This window comes from Streptomyces sp. NPDC096048, assembly GCF_044763415.1.
Taxonomy (GTDB): Bacteria; Actinomycetota; Actinomycetes; order Streptomycetales; family Streptomycetaceae; genus Streptomyces.
In genome coordinates, this window is sequence record NZ_JBIWGG010000006.1 from 343,708 (window position 1) to 364,727 (window position 21,020).

17 protein-coding genes are annotated in these 21,020 nt (G+C 73.4%); 5 read left to right on the forward strand and 12 right to left on the reverse strand.

Annotation, left to right across the window (positions count from 1 at the left end; genetic code table 11):
• Positions 1-25 precede the first annotated feature (25 nt).
• Entirely contained in the window at positions 26-1,825 is a 1,800-nt protein-coding gene (locus tag ACIQ6R_RS18790) for a hypothetical protein (protein ID WP_404222500.1), read from the reverse strand.
• Between the two features lie 201 nt (positions 1,826-2,026).
• On the reverse strand, positions 2,027-3,412 hold the full coding sequence (locus tag ACIQ6R_RS18795; protein ID WP_404222501.1) for a transcriptional regulator: 1,386 nt from the start codon (positions 3,410-3,412) through the stop codon (positions 2,027-2,029).
• A gap of 303 nt (positions 3,413-3,715) precedes the next feature.
• Here ACIQ6R_RS18795 and ACIQ6R_RS18800 point away from each other — a divergent pair, with 303 nt between their 5' ends.
• From ACIQ6R_RS18800 to ACIQ6R_RS18810, 3 genes are all read left to right on the forward strand, one after another.
• The gene (locus tag ACIQ6R_RS18800; RefSeq protein WP_404222503.1) at positions 3,716-4,369 is read left to right on the forward strand and encodes a bifunctional DNA primase/polymerase; all 654 of its coding nucleotides are present in this window, start codon (positions 3,716-3,718) and stop codon (positions 4,367-4,369) included.
• A 155-nt stretch (positions 4,370-4,524) separates the two neighbouring features.
• Positions 4,525-5,301, forward strand: a complete 777-nt coding sequence (locus ACIQ6R_RS18805) for an ABC transporter ATP-binding protein (protein ID WP_404222504.1) — start codon at positions 4,525-4,527, stop codon at positions 5,299-5,301.
• Positions 5,298-6,965: a transporter gene (locus ACIQ6R_RS18810; RefSeq protein WP_404222505.1), complete on the forward strand. Its 1,668-nt coding sequence runs from the start codon at positions 5,298-5,300 to the stop codon at positions 6,963-6,965. Before ACIQ6R_RS18805 ends, ACIQ6R_RS18810 begins: the two co-directional genes overlap by 4 nt.
• A gap of 19 nt (positions 6,966-6,984) precedes the next feature.
• Here ACIQ6R_RS18810 and ACIQ6R_RS18815 read toward each other — a convergent pair whose 3' ends face one another.
• Both ACIQ6R_RS18815 and ACIQ6R_RS18820 read right to left on the reverse strand, forming a co-directional pair.
• Complete coding sequence (locus tag ACIQ6R_RS18815; protein WP_404222507.1) at positions 6,985-7,911, reverse strand: alpha/beta fold hydrolase; 927 nt, start codon at positions 7,909-7,911, stop codon at positions 6,985-6,987.
• A 598-nt stretch (positions 7,912-8,509) separates the two neighbouring features.
• Positions 8,510-9,202, reverse strand: a complete 693-nt coding sequence (locus ACIQ6R_RS18820) for a metal-dependent transcriptional regulator (protein WP_404175952.1) — start codon at positions 9,200-9,202, stop codon at positions 8,510-8,512.
• Positions 9,203-9,413: 211 nt separating this feature from the next.
• Between ACIQ6R_RS18820 and ACIQ6R_RS18825 the strand changes: the two genes are divergently transcribed.
• Positions 9,414-10,169 (forward strand): SIS domain-containing protein, encoded by a 756-nt coding sequence (locus ACIQ6R_RS18825; RefSeq protein ID WP_404222508.1) that lies wholly within the window; start codon positions 9,414-9,416, stop codon positions 10,167-10,169.
• A gap of 137 nt (positions 10,170-10,306) precedes the next feature.
• Here ACIQ6R_RS18825 and ACIQ6R_RS18830 read toward each other — a convergent pair whose 3' ends face one another.
• Positions 10,307-11,770: a PAS domain-containing protein gene (locus tag ACIQ6R_RS18830; protein ID WP_404222509.1), complete on the reverse strand. Its 1,464-nt coding sequence runs from the start codon at positions 11,768-11,770 to the stop codon at positions 10,307-10,309.
• Between the two features lie 549 nt (positions 11,771-12,319).
• Entirely contained in the window at positions 12,320-13,420 is a 1,101-nt protein-coding gene (locus ACIQ6R_RS18835; protein WP_404175964.1) for a citrate synthase 2, read from the reverse strand.
• 287 nt (positions 13,421-13,707) lie between these two features.
• On the opposite strand from ACIQ6R_RS18835, the gene pdxH reads away from it, so the two are divergent.
• Complete coding sequence (gene pdxH, locus ACIQ6R_RS18840) at positions 13,708-14,394, forward strand: pyridoxamine 5'-phosphate oxidase (RefSeq protein ID WP_404222510.1); 687 nt, start codon at positions 13,708-13,710, stop codon at positions 14,392-14,394.
• Positions 14,395-14,407: 13 nt separating this feature from the next.
• Here the strand turns inward: pdxH and ACIQ6R_RS18845 are convergent, their stop codons facing one another.
• The 6 genes from ACIQ6R_RS18845 to ACIQ6R_RS18870 form a co-directional block, all read right to left on the reverse strand.
• Entirely contained in the window at positions 14,408-14,977 is a 570-nt protein-coding gene (locus ACIQ6R_RS18845; RefSeq protein WP_404222511.1) for a hypothetical protein, read from the reverse strand.
• A gap of 4 nt (positions 14,978-14,981) precedes the next feature.
• Positions 14,982-15,620 carry a TetR/AcrR family transcriptional regulator gene (locus ACIQ6R_RS18850; protein WP_404175973.1) on the reverse strand — a complete coding sequence of 213 codons (639 nt, stop codon included), beginning with the start codon at positions 15,618-15,620 and terminating at the stop codon, positions 14,982-14,984.
• Positions 15,608-16,342, reverse strand: a complete 735-nt coding sequence (locus tag ACIQ6R_RS18855) for an enoyl-CoA hydratase family protein (protein ID WP_404222512.1) — start codon at positions 16,340-16,342, stop codon at positions 15,608-15,610. Before ACIQ6R_RS18855 ends, ACIQ6R_RS18850 begins: the two co-directional genes overlap by 13 nt.
• The gene (locus ACIQ6R_RS18860; RefSeq protein ID WP_404222513.1) at positions 16,339-17,907 is read right to left on the reverse strand and encodes a 4-coumarate--CoA ligase family protein; all 1,569 of its coding nucleotides are present in this window, start codon (positions 17,905-17,907) and stop codon (positions 16,339-16,341) included. The genes ACIQ6R_RS18855 and ACIQ6R_RS18860 overlap by 4 nt, the downstream gene beginning before the upstream one ends.
• A gap of 27 nt (positions 17,908-17,934) precedes the next feature.
• Positions 17,935-19,074: an acyl-CoA dehydrogenase family protein gene (locus ACIQ6R_RS18865; protein ID WP_404222514.1), complete on the reverse strand. Its 1,140-nt coding sequence runs from the start codon at positions 19,072-19,074 to the stop codon at positions 17,935-17,937.
• A gap of 81 nt (positions 19,075-19,155) precedes the next feature.
• Positions 19,156-21,012: a biotin carboxylase N-terminal domain-containing protein gene (locus ACIQ6R_RS18870; protein WP_404222515.1), complete on the reverse strand. Its 1,857-nt coding sequence runs from the start codon at positions 21,010-21,012 to the stop codon at positions 19,156-19,158.
• Between the last annotated feature and the right edge of the window lie 8 nt (positions 21,013-21,020).

The window sequence follows — 21,020 nt, forward strand, 5'->3', positions numbered from 1 at the left end:
GGGCGGGGGCCGCCCGCCCGGCGGGTCACAGCTGGGTCGGCTGGCGTTCCGTCAGGCCGTACTTCTTGGCGATGGTGTTCCAGAGCTTGGCGGCCTCGGCCTTCTCCTTGCTCGCCGTGCCGCTCGCCCGGTTGCCGGCCTGGGTGTGGCTGGTGGTGCGGGCCTTGCCCTTCTTGCAGCCCTTCTTGCCGGCCGTCTGGTCGGCCCAGGCCGCGTAGTGGTTGTCGGCCGACGCCGAGGCCTGCCACGCCTTGGTGAGCGCGGTGGTCAGCTCGGTGTGCCGCGGCAGCTTGTCCACGGACAGCTGGGAGAGGCTGGTGACCAGCCCGGTGCGCTGCTTGGCGGCGTCGCGCAGGTCCTTGGCCGCCTTGGGCAGGTTGTCGCAGGACTTCACGTCGCCGACGGCGTTGATCACCGTGGTCCGGCCGGTGCCGCTCTCGGCCAGCAGCTTGTCCAGCTCGACGGCCTGCTGCCGGACCGGGTCCACGGACGGCGAGGGGGAGGCCGACGCGGACTCGGAGACCGGGGCCGTGGCGGACACGGTCTGGTTGCCGCCCTCGTCCTCCTCGCCACCCCCGCCGGCCATCATGGCGCCGGCGCCGACACCGACGACGGCGATACCGACGCCCACGGCCGCGAGGAGCGGCAGGCGCGAACCGGTCCGCCCGCCGCGGCCGCCCCGGCCGCCCCCGCCGTCGTGCCCGCGTCGCCTGCCGCCACCACCACTACCGCCGCCGCCCGGGCCCTGCGGGGCATACGTGGGCTGGTCGCCGGGGCGCGGATGCTGCGGCTCGTCGAAGGCGGGCAGCTGCTGGGTGGCCGAGGCCGGGCCGTCGGCGCCCGGCGCGCTGCGGAAGAGGTTGTCGAACTCGGCGGGCGGCTGCCGCCCCTCGTCACCGCCGGGCGCCGCACCGTACGGGGCCGGGGCGGGGCCGCCGGGCACGGGCGCGATGAACTGCGTGGCCTCGGCGTCCGGGTGGGGGGCGGGCGCGGCGGGGGCGGGCTGGTAGCCGGACGCGGGCTGCGCGGGGTACTGCGGTGCCCGGCCGAGGAACTGCGTCGACTCGGCGTGCGGCTGGGCCGGTCTCTCCGGCGGCAGCGCCCCCGGCGCCACGGGGGGTATGTACTGCGTGGCGCCCTCGTCCGCGGGTATCCCGACCGGCGGCAGGTACTGCGTGGCGCCCTCGTCGGCGGGCGCCGGAGGCGCGGAGGGGTGCGGCGCGTGCGACTGGTGCGCGTGCGGCACGTGCTGCTGATACGTCTGCGGCTGGGGCGCGGACGCCTGGGACTGGGGCGCGTGCGGCGCGTGCGGCTGATACGCCTGCGGCTGAGGCGCGGGGGCCTGGCCGTGATGTCCGTGCTGCCCGTACGACGGCTGCGCTCCGTAGGTCCGGCCGTCGGCCGGTCCGCCGTACGCGGGGCCCTGCGCGCCCTCCGGGGGGAGCGGGCCCGGGCCCGCCTGGGGCGGCAGGGCGCCGGGGGCCTGCGCCGGGCCGCTCTGCGCGGGCCAGGCATGCGAGGCGGACGGCTGCGGGGACGGCTGGGCGGCCGACGGGTCGTTCTCCGGGTACCCCCAGGGCTGGGCGCCGGGCGGCGTGGGCCAGTCCTGGCCCTGGGCCGGGCTCTGCTGCTGCTCCGGGCCCCACGGCCGGTCCCAGGCCTGGCCGCCCGGCGGCGCCGAGGCGGGCACGGGCCGGCCGGCCTGCGGGTCGGCGGGGCCGCCGGCCGAGCCCGGCAGCAAGGGCTCGCCGCCGTCCGAGGGCAGCACGATGCCTTCGTGCGCTTGCCGCGCCGAGGGCTCCTCGCCCTGTCCACTCTGCGTCACCGGGACTCCTACGAATGGGGGACCTTCGGAATCGTCGGCTCACGCTACCGGGTCCCCGGAGCCCACTGCCACGCCGCATGGGGCGTGGGCTCCTTCCCTGTGACAGCAGTAACAAAACCAGGCCGCGGCACGCTGTCCATGACACTTCCCGCTCACCGTGCCCGAGTTTCCGGCACGTTCACGCGCCGGCGGCCCGTTCGTTCACGCGGCGGCCTGGAGATCGAGCCGCGCCCCGAACTCCCTTACCACCGCCTCCTCCCGGTACGGTTCCAGCCGGGCCTGGAAGTCCTCCAGGTATTCCGCGCCCCGGTTCGAGCGCAGCGTCTCGAGGAGTTCCACGGCCTTCGTCGCGGTGTTGCAGGCCTGTTCCACCTCGCGCTGCTGCACCTGCGCGGTGGCGAGCAGCACATGGCCGATGGCCCGCCTGCGGGCCCGCGACTGCGGATGCCCGTCCAGGGACTGCCGCGCGTACCGCGCCGCCGCGTCGGCCTGCCCCAGGTCCCGATGGCAATGCGCCAACTCGTCGGCGAGATACGCCTCGTCGAAGTGCGCGATCCACACCGGGTCGTCCCCGGAGGCCGCATCGGCCGCCTCCATCGCGCCGACCGCCCGCCCGGCCGCCGTGTGGGCCGCCCGTACGTCGCCCAGCAGCGCGTGGCCGCGGGCCTCGGCCGCGTGGAACATCGCCTCCGCGCGCGGCGTCACCCGCCCGCGCGCCCCCTCCTGCGCCGCGCGCGCCAACTGCGCGATCTCACGCGGGTTTCCGAGCTGCGCGGCCAGGTGGCTCATGGACGCGGCGAGGACGTACCCGCCGTAGCCGCGGTCCCCGGCCGCCTGTGCCAGCCGCAGCGACTGGATGTAGTACCGCTGGGCCAGGCCCGGTTGCCCGGTGTCGACGGCCATGTATCCGGCCAGTTCGGTCAGTCGGGCCACCGTGGCGAACAACTCCCGCCCGACCGCCTCCCGGTAGGAGCCCGCGAGCAGACCGGAGACGACGCTGTTCAGGTAGTGCACGACGACCGGGCGCACGTGCCCGCTGCCGTACTGGTGGTCCAGGTCCACCAGCGCCTGCGTCATCGCCCGCACGGCCGCCACGTCGGACGGGCCCACCCGCGGCCCGGCCGAGCGCGACACCTGCGAGTCGGGGGCGGAGATCAGCCAGTCCCTGCTGGGCTCGACGAGCGCGGACGCGGCGACGGAGGAACCGGACAGGAAGTCCCGGCGCCCCACGTCGCTGCGCCACAACTCGCAGACCTGCTCGATGGCTCCCAGTACCGTCGGCGAGAACTGGAGGCCGACACCCGAGGCGAGGTTCTTGCCGTTGGCCATGCCGATCTCGTCGATCGTGACCGTGCGGCCCAGCTTGCGCCCGAGCGCCTCGGCGATGATCGCCGGTGCCCGGCCGCGCGGTTGCTGTCCGCGCAGCCAGCGGGCCACGGACGTCTTGTCGTACCGCAGGTCGAGGCCGTGCTCGACCCCGCACATGTTGACCCGGCGGGCCAGGCCCGCGTTCGAGCAGCCCGCTTCCTGAATGAGCGCCTGCAGTCGTTCGTTCGGCTGCCGCGCGACGAGAGGCCTTGCGGCCATGGCGTAACCCCCATGCGGTCTCATGCGTCTCGATGCTGTCCCGGCGGATCGCTGGACGAGGAGGATCCGGCCGTGAAGATCAATGCCCCGTCGATGTGCCGACAATGCGAGACTTGCGAAGCTTGCGAGGATTGCCGGGACCGCGGCTGGAGCCGGCCCCACCCCTGGCTACCCAGCTCTCGCGGCGAATCCTCCCGCGCGCCCCCACACATGCACCCATGCGCCCCGGATGCGGAATCGATGCTCCTCCCCCGCGCGCGCACCCCCCCGTAACCCCCGTTGAGCACGGGAGTTGAGTTCCACGTGGAAGAGACCATCCCCGGCACCGAAGCCGCTCAGATCCCCCAGCAGCGCGGCACATCGCTGCTGGAGACCGCCGTACGCTATGCCGAGGAGCGCCACTGGGACGTGTTTCCCGGCACCTGGCTGGTAGCCGCCGACGGGGTGCAGCACTGCTCCTGCGGGGACCCCGTGTGCGCCGCCCCGGGCGCGCACCCGGCGCGCGAGGACTGGGCGACGCAGGCGACGGGCAGCGCGACCGTGGCCCGCCGGATGTGGCAGAAGCAGCCGACGGCGTCGATCCTGCTGCCCACGGGGCGGACCTTCGACGCGATCGACGTCCCCGAGACCGCGGGATTCCTGGCCCTGGCCCGGATGGAGCGGATGGAGCTGACGCTCGGGCCGGTGACCCTGACGCCGGACCGGCGGATGCGGTTCTTCGTTCTTCCGGGCGCCGCGGTGAAGGTACCCGACCTTGTGCGGCGGTTGGGGTGGTCGCCGGCCTCCCTCGACCTGACGGCGCTGGGGGAAGGGACGTACGTGGCCGCGCCGCCCACGCGGTACGGGACGCGGGGGGCCGTGCAGTGGGCCTGCCGGCCGACGCCGGCGAACCGGTGGCTGCCGGATGTGGAGGAGTTGATCTCGCCGTTGGCGTACGCGTGCGGCAGGGATCGGTAGGGGACGCCTTCTCGTCCGCCGGGTTGCTGTCCGGTCGGTGACCGCGGGCCCGTCGTCGTTGACCGGGCTCACGCGGCGAAGCCGCGGATCGGCACAGCCCCGCGCCCCCTTCCAGGCGCTTCCCCCCGTAGGGTGCGAAGCCGACGGAGGGAGACGTGGTGAGCGCGAGCGCCGTACGCGTACAAGGGCTCTGGAAGCGGTTCGGGCAGCAGGTCGCCGTGGGCGGGATCGATCTGGAGTTGCCCGCGGGCAAGTTCATCGGGCTCGTCGGACCGAACGGGGCCGGGAAGACCACCACCCTCTCCATGGTGACCGGGCTGCTGCGGCCGGATCAGGGACTGGTGGAGGTCGTCGGGCACGACGTCTGGCGTGATCCGGTGGAGGTGAAGGCCCGGATCGGGGTGCTGCCCGAGGGGCTGCGGCTGTTCGAGCGGCTGTCCGGGCGGGAACTCCTCGCCTACACCGGGCGGTTGCGCGGACTGCCCGGGGGCGAGGTGGACAAGCGGGCCACGCAGCTGCTCGACGTGCTCGACCTGTCCGGAGCCCAGCACAAGCTGGTCGTCGACTACTCGACCGGCATGCGGAAGAAGATCGGGCTCGCGGCAGCGCTGCTGCACAACCCCGAAGTGCTCTTCCTGGACGAGCCGTTCGAGGGCGTCGACCCGGTCTCCGCCCAGACCATCCGAGGCGTCCTCGAGCGCTACACCGCCTCCGGAGCCACCGTCGTCTTCTCCTCCCACGTCATGGAGCTGGTGGAGTCGCTGTGCGACTGGGTGGCCGTCATGGCAGCCGGCCGCATCCGCGCCACCGGCACACTCGCCGAGGTGCGCGGCGAGGCGGCCTCCCTTCAGCAGGCGTTCCTCGAACTCGTCGGTGCCGGGGTCCGGGACGCCGGGTCCGACCTGGACTGGCTGGGCGGCGGGTCCCGATGAGCGCGGAGGCCGAACCCTTCACCTCCGGCACGCCGGACACGCCGGGCACACCCGCCGCGTCAGCCGCGTCCGTCACGTCCGTCACGTCCGTCACGTCCGTCTTCGTACGGCTGAAACTGTCCCTGCTGCGCAACGGGCTGCGGCAGTCCGGCGGCCGACGGGCCGCCTACATCGCCTCGGCCGTCCTCGTGCTGCTCTTCACCGCGCTCCAGCTGATCGGCCTGATCGCGCTGCGCGGCTACGCGCACGTGGACTCGCTGGTCGTCCTGCTGGCGGCGGTGCTGGGCCTCGGCTGGGCGGTGATGCCGCTGTTCTTCCCCGGCGGCGACGAGACGCTCGACCCGACCCGGCTGGTGATGCTGCCGCTGCGGCCCCGCCCGCTGGTGCGGGCCCTGCTCACGGCGTCGCTGGTGGGCATCGGGCCGCTGTTCACGCTGTGCGTGTTCGCCGGTTCCGTGGTCGCGGTCGCGCACGGCGGGGCGGCGTACGCCGTCGGGGTCGTCGGCGCCGTCCTCGCGCTGCTGGTGTGCGTCACCCTCGCCCGGGCCGTCGCCGCCGCCAACGTGCGGCTGCTGACCAGCCGCAAGGGACGCGACCTCGCGGTGCTGAGCGGCCTGGTCGTCGCGGTCGGGGCGCAGCTGGTCAACTTCGGCGCGCAGCGGCTCGGCTCGTCGGGACTGGAGCAGCTCGACCCGGCGGCCGACGTGCTGCGCTGGGTGCCGCCCGCGTCGGCGATCGGCGCGATGGACGCGGCGAGCGAGGGCTCGTACGGCATCGCGCTCGCCCAGCTGGCGCTGACCGCGGCGGCCCTGGTGCTGCTGCTGCGGGTCTGGTCCCGCCACCTGACACGGCTGATGACCACGCCCGACGGGTCCACCCTGCCGAGCGACACCCGGCCGGTGCGCGAGCGCGGCTCGGCCGGACCGCTCGCCCGGCTGCTTCCCGCGGGCCGCACCGGCACCACCATGGAGCGCGCCCTGCGCTACGTGTGGCGCGACCCCAAGACCAAGGCGGCCTGGGTGACCTCGCTGGCCATCGGTCTGATCGTGCCGGTGTTCAACGCCTGGCAGGGCACCGGCTCGGTCTACTTCGCCTGCTTCGCCGCCGGGATGCTCGGCATCCAGATGTACAACCAGTTCGGTCAGGACACGTCCGCGTTCTGGATGGTCGCGATGACGATCTCCTCGACCCGGGACGCGTACGTCGAGCTGCGCGCCCGCGCGCTGGCCCTGCTGCTGATCACCCTGCCGTACGCCACCCTCGTCACCGTCCTGACCACGGCGATGCTCGACGACTGGCGGACCCTGCCCGAGGCGCTCGGCCTGTCCTTCGCGCTGCTCGGCGCGATGCTGGCGACCGGCGCGTGGACCTCGGCGCGCTTCCCGTACTCCATCCCGCAGGAGGGGTACAAGAACGTCGCCCCCGGCCAGGTCGGACTGGCCTGGATCTCGATCCTCGGCGGCATGGTCGGCGCGGCCCTGCTGTGCGCTCCCGTGATCGCGCTGACGGTCTGGCTGAACGTGCGCGAGGGCGACGGGGGCTGGCTGGTGCTGCCGGTGGGCACGGTGTACGGCGCCGCGCTGACGCTGCTCGGTCTGCGGCTGGCGGCGCCGCGCACGGCGGGGCGGCTGCCGGAGATCCTCACGGCGGTCAGCAAGGGGTGAGGGCCCGCCCCGGGTGCGGTCAGCCTTCCCGGAGGGAGTCCAGGAAGGGCTCGATGGCCGCCCGCCACGCCTCCGGCTGGTCGTAGTGGACGAGGTGGCCCGCGTCGGCGACCTCCGCGTACTGGCCGCGGGGCAGCACGCGGACCATCTCCTGCGCCTCGGCCCGGCCCAGCTCGCCGTCGAGGCCGCGGACGACCAGGGTCGGGCAGCGCACCTGGGCCAGCTCCTCCCAGTGGGCGTCGTAGACCCAGGTCTCGCGGGACCTGAGCATCTGCTCCGGCTCGAAGACGGGCCGCCAGCCGTCCGGGGACTCGGCCATCACCTCGGCGTAGAACGCGCCCCGGGCCGGGTTCGGCCGCTCCACCCAGGGGTCGTCCTCGCCGAACCACTTGCGTACGTCGGCGAGCGTGGCGAAGGGGACCGGCCAGGCGCGGAACCACTCGGTCCAGGTGTGCTGCGAGGCGGCGCCGAGCGCGGAGGCCCGCATGTCGCAGATGATCAGGCCGCGGACCAGGTCGGGGCGTTTGGCGGCGAGCTGCCAGGCGGTCAGCGCGCCCATGGCGTGGCCGATCAGGACGGCCGGGCCGAGGCCGAGCTGCTCCAGGGTGGCCTCCAGGTCCTCGACGTAGGCCTCGCGGGTGTAGGACCCGCGCGGGGGCTTGTCGCTGCGGCCGTGGCCGCGCTGGTCGAGGGCGACGGCGCGGTACCGGCCGGAGAGCCAGCGGGCGGTGGGGGCCCAGTGCGAGGCGCGGCCCATCAGACCGTGCAGTAAGAGCACGCCCGGCAGGTCGCCGGCGCCGTACGCGGGGTCCCCCCGGTCCGGGGCCCCCGGTGCCGTGTCTCCCGGTGCCGTGTCGTGCGTCCGGTCGGTCTTGGGAGGGTCGCCGAACTCCCAGGCCGCGAGGCGTACGCCGCCCGCGCCGGTCACGTCGATGCGCCGCGCCATAGGTCCTGGCACCCCCAAGCTCCGCTCGGACCGCCCGCCCCTGCCGGGCCGGCCGGTCCTGTGAACCGTGAACCGTGTCCTGCCTGCCGTGCCTTGCCGTACCTGCCGTGGTGTCCGCGGCCGATCGACGCCCGCAGAGTATCGAATGTCTATTCGAGAGCGCCGTCTTGCCGAGCAACACCCCTCATTCGAGTGACACCTCTCAGGGATTGATCGCCGTCGCCGAGGGGAGATCTTCAACGGGAGGCGGACCGCTCGGGGAAAACGGTCCGAGGGGATTGACCCTGAGAGCTCGGGGCTCCGGGTCAGCACAGGGGAGGACAGGCCCCGGCGCCACACGGCGCCGGGGCCCTCTCCACCTCTCCGGCACGCCCACCCCTCTCCGACCGGCCCCGCGCCGACCGGCCCTTCTCCGACCGGGCGACATCGCTGTCAGGCCACGGCCGAGCGCCCCGCACGTCATATGCCTCACGCCACAGCCTTGCACGCGAAGCGTCCGGGCGCTGCGATTCGGCGCACTGAATCCCGGAAACGACGGGATCGGCTCGGTGGCGCGATTTCCCCCCATATGGCGGGAAGTTGACGGACCGACGACCACTCAGCGCTTGGCGACGAACACGTGGGAGGCGACGTCCGCCTCCAGCTCGGCCGCCTCACCGCCGCTGCCCACCAGCACACCGCCCGCCGACTCCGTCACGCTCACCACCGAACCGGGCTGCACACCCGCCCGGCGCAGCGTGTACATCAGCTGCGCGTCCGTCTGGATCGGCTCGCCGATCCGGCGCACGACGACCGTCTTGCCGTCCAGCCCCGGGTCCAGGTCGGCGAGCGACACCATGCCCTCGTCCAGGAACGGGTCGGCGATGTCCGTCTCGCCCAGCTCCTCCAGGCCCGGGATCGGGTTCCCGTACGGCGACTCGGTCGGGTGCCGCAGCAGCTCCAGCACGCGGCGCTCGACGGCCTCGCTCATCACGTGCTCCCAGCGGCAGGCCTCGGCGTGCACCTGCTCCCACTCCAGGCCGATCACGTCGACGAGCAGGCACTCCGCGAGCCGGTGCTTGCGCATCACGCGGGTGGCCAGCCGCCGGCCCTCGTCGGTCAGCTCCAGATGCCGGTCGGCCGCCACGGACACCAGACCGTCGCGCTCCATCCGCGCCACCGTCTGGCTGACCGTCGGGCCGCTCTGGTCGAGCCGCTCGGCGATCCGGGCGCGCATCGGGACCACACCTTCCTCCTCCAGCTCGAGGATGGTGCGGAGATACATCTCCGTGGTGTCGATCAGTCCGGACATTCGTGCCCCTTGATGAGATTGCCGGAGGCTACGGCCCACCGGCGCGTGCGCTGGCCCTGGATTCAATTCTGACGCATACCACCGACAAGCGTGCATCGCCGCGGAAAGCCGGGCCCGCACGGTCCACCCTGCCGCATCGACGCCGTATTGACACCGCACTGGTCCAGACCGCACGGTGATCCGCGACGCAGCCACACCGAAGGGGTCCCGCATGAGCGACCGCAAGCCGGCCGGCCAGTTCATCGACGCCGCGATCGACCTCCTGCGACGCGTCCGCGACGAGGAGGCCGAGACCGTCGAGGCGGCCGGCACGCTGCTCGCCGACACCGTGCAGAACGGCGGCCGGCTCTTCGCCTTCGGCGCCGGTCACTCCTCCCTCGCCGCCCAGGACGTCGTCTACCGCGCCGGCGGACTCGCCCTGATGAACCTGCTCGCCGTGCCCGGCGTCGTCGGCGTCGACGTGATGCCGGCGACGCTCGGCTCCGCGCTGGAACGCGTCGACGGCCTCGCGAGCGCCGTACTGGACTCCTCGCCGCTCCGCGAGGGCGACACCCTGGTGATCATCTCCCTCTCCGGGCGCAACGCGCTGCCCGTGGAGATGGCCATGAACGCCCGTGCGCTCGGCGTGCGGGTCATCGGCGTGACCTCGGTGGCGTACGCCACCGAGACCAAGTCACGGCACACCTCCGGGACCTTCCTCAAGGACCACTGCGACATCGTGCTGGACTCCAAGATCGCCGTCGGCGACGCGGAACTCACCCTCGACACCGTCCCGGCGCCCTTCGCACCCGCCTCCACGGTCGTCACCAGCGCCCTCCTCCAGGCCGTGATGGCCACGGCGGCCGCCACCCTCGCCGACCGGGGCATCGAGCCCCCACTGCTGCGCTCGGGCAACGTGGACGGCGGCCACGAATGGAACGGACGCGTACTGGAGCAGTACCGGGACCGGATCTTCTACCGCCGCTGAGCGACTACGGCACGGGAGAAGCGGGGCGCCGGGGCGCACCCCGCGGACCCGCGCGGAGCGCACCGCCCGGACCGGCACAGGGCGCGCGGCGGAGACCGGAACCGGGCGCACCGCCCAGGCCGGCCCACGCCGCACCGCTACCGCTTCTCCACCGCGCCGGCCAGGTCCAGCGCCGCCGCGATGCGGACCGCCACGTCCTCGGCGTACATCGCGTCGGGCCGCTCGAACGCGCTGCGCCCGGCGCCCCGCAGAAACGTGACGACGCCCAGCGTCCGGCCCCGGCTGCGCAGCACCGCGCACAGGCCGTGCACCGTGTCCGCCGGCCACTGCCGGGCCGCGGCCCACTCACGCACCTGCTCGGCCGGCACCGCGCGGACACCGGCGCTGGCCCGCACCGAACCCGCCCGCTCCACGCACTGCACCGCCGGGTGCCCCTCGCCGTAGCGCACCGGCATCCCGGCCGTCCCGGTCGGCACGCTCGGCCCGGGCGCGCCGGACGGCGTGGCCGCGACCCGGACCAGCCGGACCGGCTCCGAGGCGTCGGTGTCGTTCACCGCCCCGCCCACGACCCGGTCGATCAGGGCGTGGTCGGCGAACCCGGCGAGCGCGAAGTCCAGGTGGACGACCGCCGCCTCCGCCGGGTCCTCGCACTCGGCCGCCGCACGCGCCGCGCGGTGCAGCTGGTTGCCGCGGAAGCGCAGCAGGGCCGCGTCCTGCTCGGCCTGCTTGCCCTCGGTGATGTCCTCGAACAGCCAGCCGACGCCCAGCGGCACCGGCTCCTCCGCCAGCGGAGACGCCAGCCGCACGAACCCGCTGCGCCAGCACCGGCGCCGCTCGCCCTCCGGGGTGCGCACGCTCGCCCAGACCTCGGCGGGCGCGGGCGGCGGACCCTCCGCCAGTACGTGGGTCAGCGCGTTCTCCAGCTCCTCCACGCCCTGGGCGAGCAGATCGCCGAGCGGCCGGCCCAGGACGGAGGTGCGCCCGGCGCCCAGCGCACGCGCCGCGTGGGCGTTCACGACGGCGGGGCGCAGGTCCACGTCCACCAGCACGACGCCCCAGCTCGCGTCCTCCAGCAGGGCCTCGCTCAGCGCGATGGACCGCTCCAGGTCGATCTGCGCGTGCACCTCGCTGAACGCGCAGTACACCCCGGCGGGGCGCCCGTCGGGACCGCGCACCGCCGCGGACTGGGTGCGCACCAGCACCCGCCCGCCGTCCTTGGTCAGCAGCGCGAACTCGTTCACCTGCCGCCCCGGGGCCCGCATCGCGGACAGCAGCCGCTCCTCGACCTCCCCGGCGTCCGCCCGGCGCACCGCCCACCCGGCGAAGCCCTGCCGCCCCACGGCCTCGGCCGCGGTCCAGCCCAGGATCCGCTCCGCCTCGCGGTTCCAGTGGGTGACGACGCCGTGCGCGTCGAAGGCGCACAGGGCGGCGTCCATCCCGTCGAGGAGCGCGGCCAACAGGTCCGCGCCGTCCCGCTCGGGCTGTTCCGGCTCGTCCGGCCCCAGCTCGTCGGTGGTCCCACTACGCCGGGAAGCACTCACCTGGACCCCCTGCAGGCTGCGTCCGCCGTACGGTACGTCGGTTCGCTCACTGGCCTTCATTCAACTCGAACGTGATGCAGCACACACCGAGTTCCCGCAAGATTGCAGAAATCGTTGTACTGCGGAAACTCGGCATACGCCCCCGTCATGAGGGGTGCGGAGCGAGCCGCAGACCGACCCGCTCGTCGCTCTCGCCGTCCAGCACGTACCGCTCCCGTTCAACACTCGTAGAGCGGGACCCGCGGCTCCCCCTGTCGCTTCGTCATGGGCGAAACCGTAGGTGACCAGCGAGGACGCGTCCATGGGAGGTCGGTGGGGAAGCGACTCGGAAAATCGATTGAACGGCGGCCGACCGGTTCCTAAGGTGTGCGGTACACAAGAAGGGAGGTGGTTCGGCAGATGTATGAGAACCGGACGCGTGAGGTGGCTGCGGGCTAGCGGCCCGTCACCACACCGAGTGCGGTGCCGGACCAGCGCGTGGAAGACGCGTGCAGCCGGCCCAATCCCGAGCAGTCACCCGACCCGCGAGTCGCCGGTAAGTCCGGCCGGCTCCTCCACTGGAGGAACCAGACTCGCGGGTCGTCTGCGTTTCCGGACTCGTCGGACTCGTCAGTCCGCGATGTCGGCGTAGCCCTCGATGTCGCGCGGATCGCGGGAGCCCGGGCCCACGTAGCGGGCGGAGGGGCGGACCAGGCGGCCGGTGCGCTTCTGTTCGAGGATGTGGGCCGACCAGCCGGCCGTACGGGCGCAGGTGAACATCGAGGTGAACATGTGGGCCGGGACCTCGGCGAAGTCCAGCATGATGGCGGCCCAGAACTCGACGTTGGTGGCCAGGACGCGGTCGGGGCGGCGGGCGTGGAGCTCCGCCAGGGCGGCCTTCTCCAGGGCCTCGGCGACCTCGAAGCGCGGGGCGCCCAGTTCGCGGGCGGTGCGGCGCAGGACGCGGGCGCGGGGGTCCTCGGCGCGGTAGACGCGGTGGCCGAAGCCCATGAGGCGCTCGCCGGCGTCGAGGGTCTTCTTGACGTAGGCCTCGGCGTCGCCGGTGCGCTCGATCTCCTCGATCATGTGCAGGACGCGGGAGGGGGCGCCGCCGTGCAGCGGGCCGGACATGGCTCCCACGGCGCCGGAGAGGGCCGCCGCCACGTCCGCGCCGGTGGAGGCGATGACGCGGGCGGTGAAGGTGGACGCGTTCATGCCGTGCTCGGCGGCGGAGGTCCAGTAGGCGTCGACGGCGGCGACGTGCTTGGGATCGGGTTCGCCGCGCCAGCGGATCATGAAGCGTTCGACGACGGACCGCGCCTTGTCGATCTCCCGTTGCGGGACCATGGGCAGGCCCTGGCCGCGGGCCGACTGGGCGACGTAGGAGAGGGCCATGACGGCGGCGCGGGCGAGGTCGGCGCGGGCCTGCTCGGCGTCGATGTCCAGGAGGGGTTTGAGGCCCCAGACCGGCGCGAGCATGGCGAGCGCCGACTGCACGTCGACGCGGATGTCGCCGGAGTGGACCGGGATCGGGAAGGGCTCCGCGGGCGGCAGGCCGGGGTTGAAGGCGCCGTCGACGAGCAGGCCCCAGACGTTGCCGAAGGAGACGTGTCCGACCAGGTCCTCGATGTCGACGCCGCGGTAGCGGAGGGCGCCGCCCTCCTTGTCGGGTTCGGCGATCTCCGTCTCGAACGCGACGATTCCCTCTAGCCCGGGTACGAAGTCGGACATCAGGCGGCTCCTCGTGATCGTGATGTGTGGCGACCTGTGCGGGGGCGGTGCGGTCGTCCCCATGGGCCCGCCGGTCCATCGGATCCGGCGGGTCCGTCGGATCCACGGTCGTGTCGACGACTCGCGGTCCTGGCGGTCCCCCCTGTGATGCCCCGTACGGTCGGCGGTCATCCAACCGGAGCGGGAGCAAGCACGATATCCCCGAGTGCCACGCTTGGGGAGGGGTTGCGGCACTCAGTGCCACTGGGTGACATAAGACACGGGCGCGGCGGCCCGGATACGGCAGGATGGCCGGTGTGACCGATCGCGAAGCCGACTCCGCCGTTCCCTTCGATCTCGCCTCGATGCGCAAGCAGTACCGGGCCGAGGGGCTCTCGGAAACCGAGCTGGCGGCGACTCCCGTCGAGCAGTTCGCGCGCTGGTTCAAGCAGGCCGCGACGGAGGGCGGGCTGTTCGAGCCGAACGCCATGGTCGTCTCCACGGCGGACGCGGAGGGCCGGCCCACCTCCCGCACGGTGCTGCTCAAGCACTTCGACGAGCAGGGGTTCGTCTTCTACACGAACTACGACTCCCGCAAGGCGCGTGACCTGGCCGAGAATCCGTACGTCTCGCTGCTGTTCCCCTGGCATCCGATGGCCCGGCAGGTGATCGTGTCGGGGGTCGCGCGGCGTACCGGTCGGGACGAGACCGCCGCGTACTTCCGGACCCGGCCGCACGGCTCCCGGCTGGGTGCCTGGGCCAGCGTCCAGTCGGCGGTGGTGGCGGGCCGGGACGCCCTGGACTCCGCGTACGCCGAGCTGGCGGCGCGTTACCCGGAGGGTGAGCAGGTGCCGGTGCCGCCGCACTGGGGCGGGTTCCGGGTGGTGCCGCGGGCGGTGGAGTTCTGGCAGGGGCGGGAGAACCGGCTGCACGACCGGCTGCGGTACGTGGCGGAGGCGGGCGGGGGCTGGCGGGTGGAGCGGCTCGGTCCGTGAAGCCGCCCGCCGTCTAGTACCCGCCCCACACGTACGTCGTGCGGTGGCCGTCCAGAAGCGCGGACACACGGGCACGGAAGTCGTCGGTGAGTTCGGGCCAGTTCCAGAACTCGAAGCCGAGTCGGCCGAAGGCGAGCGGCGCCTCGTCCCAGGTCCAGTCGGGGACGGGGACGGCCGTGGCGCAGGCGGGGCAGTCGACGGACGCGGCGCCCGTGTCGTACCAGGTCCGCATGGCGGTGCTGAAGCGCTGCCAGGCCGCTCCGTCGTCCGTGTCGTCCGGTGGGGTGGGCGCGTGGCAGAGCGGGCAGCGGGCCGCGCCGGGCATGTCCGCGCCGCTGGTGAAGCCGGTGCGCCGGGTGTGGACGGCGAGTCCGTCCTGGGGTGCGAAGTCCCAGTCGTCGGTCACCGCGCGCTCCCAGTGCGGGCCGGGCGGGTGCCCCAGCGGCTGTCCGGGGACGCACCGGGTGCGTTCGGCGAAGACGATGCCCTCCGCGACGAGCCACTCCAGGACACGCCGAGCGAGCCCTTCGGCGTCGGTCTCGTCCGCGTCGAGGTCGACGATCACTTGGAAGCCGTCGCCCATGAGGTCAGCCCGGCGTCCCGTCCAGTGCCCCGTCCAGCAGCCGGGCCCACTGCTCGACCACCCGTTCCCGGCGGGCCGCGTCGTCGGTGAGGAGGTTGGCGAGGCCCAGGCCGCGGGCCATGTCGAGGAGGCCCTGGACGGTTTCGCGGGTGCCGGGGCGGGTCTCGTCGGCGCCGAGGAGGTCGACCGCTATGCGGTGCGTCTCGCGGCCGACGCGGGCCTCCAGCTCGGTCACCCGGCCACGCAGCTGCTCCTCGTCGGAGGCGGCCACCCACAGGTGGAGGGCGGCGCGGAACAGGGGGCCCGTGTAGAGGTCGACCAGGGCGGCGACCACCGCGCGGCGGTCCGCCGCCGCCGCGCCCTCGGGGAACACGGCGCGCAGCGCGACGGAGCGTTCCTCGGCCACGTACTCCACGGCCGCCGTGAAGAGGTCCTCGCGGGTCGGGAAGTGGTGCTGGGCGGCGCCTCGGGAGACGCCGGCGTGTTCGGCGACGACGGAGACCGTGGAGCCCGCCCAGCCGCGTTCGGCGAGGCAGGCCACGGCGGCTTCGAGGAGCCGTCGCCGGGTGGCCCGGCTGCGGTCCTGCTTGGGAACGCGCTCCGCGCGGTCGGCCGTGTTCACGGCGCCGCTCACACCACCCATTCCGGATCCCGTCGTTCGAGGAAGGCCGTCATCCCCTCGCGGGCCTGCGGGGAGGCGAACAGCCGGGCCGAGAGCGCCGTCAGTTCTGCCGCGTCCCGGTCGAAGGCCTCCAGCACCCTAGCCGTGAGCAGCCGTTTCGTCTCGGCCAGAGCCTGTGGTGAGGCGCGACGCACACCGTCGAGTACGGGTGCCAGTACGGCGTCCACGTCGTCCCCCGCCGCCGTGACCAGGCCGATGCGGGCGGCCTCGGCGGCGTCGAAGCGCTCGCCGGTGAGGTAGTGGCGGGCGAGGGCGCGGGGGTCGGTGCGGGGCAGGAGCGGGAGGGAGATGACGGCGGGGGCGACGCCGATGCGGACCTCGGTGAAGGCGAACGTCGACGTGGTGGACGCGCCCGCGATGTCGCAGGCGGCGAGCAGACCGAGGCCGCCCGCGCGGACGTGCCCGGTGACGCGGGCGACGACCGGCTTGGGCAGCTCGACGATCTGCCGCAGCAGGCCGGCCAGGGCGTCCGGGGCGGGCGGGTCGCGCAGGTCGGCGCCGGCGCTGAAGGTGTTGCCGGTGTGGGTGAGGGCGACGGCGCGGACGCCGGTGTCCTCGCCGGCTTCGGTGAGGGCGGTGGCCAGGTCGCCGACGAGGGCCGCCGAGAGGGCGTTGCGGTTGTCCGGGGAGTCGAGGGTGAGCGTCTCGACGCCCCGGTCCCGGGTACGGCGGACGAGGCTCATGAACGGTCCCGCAGTTCCCGGCGGAGGATCTTGCCGCTGGCCGCCCTGGGCACGCCGTCGATGAAGGTGACCCGGCGGACGCGTTTGTAGGGGGCGACGCGTTCGGCGACGTACATCATGATCTCGCCCTCCGAGAGGTCGGGTGCGGCCGGCTGGCGCACCACGTAGGCGTGCGGCACTTCGTTGCCGTCGTCGTTGTAGGCGCCGATGACGGCCGCGTCGGCGATGCCCGGGTGGGTGAGCAGGAGGGCCTCCAGTTCGGCGGGGGCCACCTGGAAGCCCTTGTACTTGATCAGCTCCTTGACGCGGTCCACGACGAACAGCCAGCCGTCGGCGTCGACGTGCCCGACGTCCCCGGTGTGCAGCCAGCCGTCCTCGTCGATCAGGGCGGCGGTGGCGTCGGGGCGGCCCAAGTAGCCCTTCATGACCTGGGGTCCGCGGATGAGGATCTCGCCGGACTCGCCGGCGGGGAGGTCCTTGCCGGGGTCGTCGAGGGAGACGACGCGCATCTCGGTACCGGCGATGAGCTTGCCGACGGTTCCGGGCGGCGCGGCGCTCATGGCGTCCAGGGGGACGACGTGGGTGCCCGGGGACAGTTCCGTCATGCCGTACGCCTGGCCGACGGGCGGCAGGCCGAGCCGCTGGGAGCAGGCGGCGGCGAGCTTCGCGTCCAGGGGGGCGGCGGCGCTGACGATGTACTTCAGGGACGAGAGGTCGTAGTCGGCGACCAAGGGGTGCTTGGCGAGGGCGAGGACGATCGGCGGGGCGACGTACAGGCCGGTGATGCGGTGGTTCTGGATGGCGGCGAGGAACTGCTCCAGGTCGAAGCGGGGCAGGACGACGACGGTGGCGCCGAGCCTCAGCGGGGCGTTCATGAGGGCGGTCAGGCCGTAGATGTGGAAGAAGGGCAGTACCGCCAGGACGCGGTCGCCCGGTGCGGCCGGCATCAGTGGTTCGAGCTGGGCGAGGTTGGTGGCGATCTGCCGGTGGGTGAGCATCACGCCCTTGGGGGTGCCGGTGGTGCCCGAGGAGTACGGCAGGGCGGCGACGTCCTCGGCGGGGTCGACGGCGACGGACGGTTCGGGCGCGGCGGAAGCCAGCATGTCGATGAGCGACCGGTGGCCGGGCGCGCTGTCGCAGACGAGGATCTCCTGGACGCCGCCCGCGAGTTCGGCGGCCCGGCGGGCGGTGTCCAGCAGGGGTGAGACGGTGACGATCCAGCGGGCCCGCGAGTCGCCGAGCTGCTTGGCGAACTCCTCCGCCGTGGCGAGCGGGTGGACGGTGGTGACCGAGGCACCCGCGCGTGTGGCGGCGTAGAAGGCCAGCGGGAAGGCGACGGTGTTGGGGCTGTGCAGGGCGAGGACGTCGCCCTTGCGTACGCCGGTCTCGGCCAGGGCGGCGGCGACGCGCCGGTGGAACCGGTCCACCTGCTCGTACGTGAGGGTGGTGCCGTCGGTGCCGTCGATCAGCGCCGGGGTGTCGCCGTAGGCGGCGGCCCGGCCGAGCACGGCGTCGTGGATGGGCAGGTCCACGGGCGGGACGTCTGCGTACTCGCTGCGGAACATGGTTCCTCCAGTACGGACCGGTGTGGGCTAGTACGACTTGGGCAGGCCGAGGGTCTGGTGGGAGACGTAGTTGAGGATCATCTCCCGGCTCACCGGGGCGATACGAGCCACGCGCGACGCCGCTATCAGCGAGGCGAGCCCGAACTCGCGCGTGAGGCCGTTGCCGCCGAGGGTGTGAACGGCCTGGTCGACGGCCTTCACACAGGCCTCCCCGGCCGCGTACTTGGCCATGTTGGCGGCCTCGCCGGCTCCCATGTCGTCACCGGCGTCGTAGAGGTGCGCCGCCTTCCGCATCATCAGGCGGGCCAGTTCGAGGTCGATGTGCGCCTGGGCGAGGGGGTGGGCGATGGCCTGGTGGGCGCCGATGGGGGTCTTCCAGACGGTGCGCTCGCGGGCGTAGTCGAGGGCGCGGGAGAGGGCGTACCGGCCCATGCCGATCCCGAACGCCGCCGTCATGATCCGCTCGGGGTTGAGCCCGGCGAAGAGCTGGAGGAGGCCCGCGTCCTCGTCGCCGACGAGCGCGTCGGCGGGCAGCCGTACGTCGTCGAGGGTCAGCTCGAACTGCTTCTCGGCGGCGTTCAGCTCCATGTCGATCCGACGGCGCTCGAAGCCGGGTGTGTCACGGGGGACGATGAACAGGCAGGGCTTGAGCTTGCCGGTGCGGGCGTCCTCGGTGCGGCCGACGACGAGGGTGGCGTCGGAGATGTCGACGCCGCTGATGAAGACCTTGCGGCCGGTGAGGATCCAGTCGGTGCCGTCGCGGCGGGCGGTCGTGGTGATGCGGTGGCTGTTGGAGCCGGCGTCGGGTTCGGTGATGCCGAAGGACATCATGCGGGTGCCGTCGGCGAGGGTGGGGAGCCAGTCCTGTTTCTGGGCCTCGGTGCCGAAGCGGGAGATGACGGTGCCGCAGATCGCCGGGGAGACGATCATCATCAGCAGGGGGTTGCCCGCGGCGCCCATCTCTTCGAGGACCAGGGAGAGTTCGGTGATGCCGCCGCCGCCACCGCCGTATGCCTCCGGCAGGTTGACGCCGATGTAGCCGAGTCTGGCGGCTTCCTGCCAGAAGTGTTTGTTGTCGGCTGCGAGGGTGCGGGGGTGGTTCCTGGCGAAGGTGGACACCGCTGCGCGGAGGGACTTGTGCTCGTCGGATTCGATCACGGGGGTCATGCGACTCCTTCGTCGGCGGGTCTCGTCGTGGCTTGTCGCGCTCACGCGGCGGAGCCGCGTGTTCGATGCGGCCCCGCACCCCTAGGTGCCTTGGACCACCGCCAGCAGGGAACCCACCGTGACCTGTTGTCCCGGGGTGGCGTTCAGCGCGGCGAGTGTTCCGGTGGCCGGGGCGGTGATCTTGTGTTCCATCTTCATCGCCTCCAGCCAGAGGAGGGGCTGGCCGGCCTGGACCGCCATCCCCTCCGTGAGGCCCTCCGCGACGCGGACGACCGTGCCCGGCATGGGGGCGAGCAGGGAGCCCGGGGCGTGCTGGGCGGTGGGGTCGGGGAAGCGGGGCAGGGCGGTGAGGCGGGTGGCGTTGACATGGATCTGGTCTCCGTACGTCGCCACCTCGAACGTGCGCCGGACACCGTCCGCTTCCAGCAGGACCAGGTGCGCGTCGGCGTGGACGACGCGCACGCCGTCGGCGGTGTCGGCGGTGAGGCCGGTGCGCGTGTGGTGGTAGCGGACCTCGTGTTCCTCGCCCGCCATGGCGTAGCGCTTGAGCTGGGGCTGCGAGGTCAGGTTGCGCCAGGCACCGCCGAAGCGGGAGCGGCCGTGCGCGTCGGCGAGGGCGGCGGCCAGCGGGGCGAGGGGGTCGGCCGTCCCACCACGGGTGAGGTCGGCGAGGTGGCGGTCGTAGAAGCCCGTGTCCATGCGGGCGGACGTGAACTCCTCGTGGCGCAGGGAGCGGACGAGGAGGTCCCGGTTGGTGACCGGGCCGTGGATCGCGGCCCGGTCCAGGGCACCGGCGAGTCGGCGGACGGCCTCCGCGCGGGTGGGTGCGTGGGCGACGGCCTTGGCGAGCATCGGGTCGTAGTGGACGCCGATGTCGTCGCCGTCGGTGTAGCCGGTGTCGAGGCGGATGCCGTTGGGCACGGTGAGACGGTGCAGGCGGCCGGTCTGCGGGGCCCAGCCGTTCGCCGGGTCCTCGGCGTACAGGCGGGCCTCGACGGCGTGGCCACGCGCGCGCGGGGGATCGTTTTCGAGGGCGTGGCCCTCGGCGACACGGAGTTGGAGGGCGACGAGGTCGATGCCGAAGACCGCCTCCGTGACCGGGTGCTCGACCTGGAGGCGGGTGTTCATCTCCAGGAAGTGCGCCCGGCCGTCCGCGACGAGGAACTCGACGGTCCCGGCGCCGACGTAGTCGACGGCGCGGGCGGCGCGTACGGCGAGGTCGTGGAGTTCACCGGTGAGTCCGGGCGTCAGGCCGGGCGCCGGGGCCTCCTCGATGACCTTCTGGTGGCGGCGCTGGAGGGAGCAGTCGCGGGTGCCGAGGGCCCACACGGTGCCGTGGGTGTCGGCGAGGATCTGCACCTCGACGTGGCGGCCGTTCTCGAGGTAGGGCTCCACGAACACCTCGCCGTCACCGAAGGCGCTCGCCGCCTCCGCGCGGGCGGCGGTCAGTTCGGCGTCGAGGTCGGCGAGGCGCCGTACGACGCGCATGCCGCGTCCGCCGCCGCCCGCCGCCGCCTTCACCAGGACCGGCAGGTCGGCCTCGGTGACCTCGCCCAGCGGGGGGATGCCCATCAGTTCCTTGGCGCGCGTCTTGGAAGCCATCGCCTCGATCGCCTCCGGTGGCGGTCCGATCCAGGTCAGGCCCGCGTCGACGACGGCGCGCGCGAAGTCGGCGTTCTCGGAGAGGAAGCCGTAGCCGGGGTGGACGGCGTCGGCGCCGGCGGCGATCGCGGCCTTCACGATCAGGTCGCCGCGCAGGTAGGTGTCGGCGGAGGCCGCGCCCGGCAGTCGTACCGCGGCGTCGGCCACGCGCGCGTGGAGTGCGTTCTCATCGGCGTCCGAGTGCACCGCGACCGTCCGGATTCCCCCCTCACGGCAGGTGCGGAAGATCCGGCAGGCGATCTCGCCCCGGTTGGCGACGAGGACAGTGCTGATCAAGGTGATCC

What these genes read in the sequence shown, in the direction of transcription:
- ACIQ6R_RS18865 (WP_404222514.1), bottom strand. Translation starts at nt 19,074, where the DNA reads ATGACCCCCGTGATCGAATCCGACGAGCACAAGTCCCTCCGCGCAGCG.
- pdxH (WP_404222510.1), top strand. Translation starts at nt 13,708, where the DNA reads ATGGCCGGTGTGACCGATCGCGAAGCCGACTCCGCCGTTCCCTTCGAT.
- ACIQ6R_RS18810 (WP_404222505.1), top strand. Translation starts at nt 5,298, where the DNA reads ATGAGCGCGGAGGCCGAACCCTTCACCTCCGGCACGCCGGACACGCCG.
- ACIQ6R_RS18815 (WP_404222507.1), bottom strand. Translation starts at nt 7,911, where the DNA reads ATGGCGCGGCGCATCGACGTGACCGGCGCGGGCGGCGTACGCCTCGCG.
- ACIQ6R_RS18830 (WP_404222509.1), bottom strand. Translation starts at nt 11,770, where the DNA reads ATGAAGGCCAGTGAGCGAACCGACGTACCGTACGGCGGACGCAGCCTG.
- ACIQ6R_RS18860 (WP_404222513.1), bottom strand. Translation starts at nt 17,907, where the DNA reads ATGTTCCGCAGCGAGTACGCAGACGTCCCGCCCGTGGACCTGCCCATC.
- ACIQ6R_RS18855 (WP_404222512.1), bottom strand. Translation starts at nt 16,342, where the DNA reads ATGAGCCTCGTCCGCCGTACCCGGGACCGGGGCGTCGAGACGCTCACC.
- ACIQ6R_RS18850 (WP_404175973.1), bottom strand. Translation starts at nt 15,620, where the DNA reads ATGGGTGGTGTGAGCGGCGCCGTGAACACGGCCGACCGCGCGGAGCGC.
- ACIQ6R_RS18795 (WP_404222501.1), bottom strand. Translation starts at nt 3,412, where the DNA reads ATGGCCGCAAGGCCTCTCGTCGCGCGGCAGCCGAACGAACGACTGCAG.
- ACIQ6R_RS18835 (WP_404175964.1), bottom strand. Translation starts at nt 13,420, where the DNA reads ATGTCCGACTTCGTACCCGGGCTAGAGGGAATCGTCGCGTTCGAGACG.
- ACIQ6R_RS18820 (WP_404175952.1), bottom strand. Translation starts at nt 9,202, where the DNA reads ATGTCCGGACTGATCGACACCACGGAGATGTATCTCCGCACCATCCTC.
- ACIQ6R_RS18845 (WP_404222511.1), bottom strand. Translation starts at nt 14,977, where the DNA reads ATGGGCGACGGCTTCCAAGTGATCGTCGACCTCGACGCGGACGAGACC.
- ACIQ6R_RS18825 (WP_404222508.1), top strand. Translation starts at nt 9,414, where the DNA reads ATGAGCGACCGCAAGCCGGCCGGCCAGTTCATCGACGCCGCGATCGAC.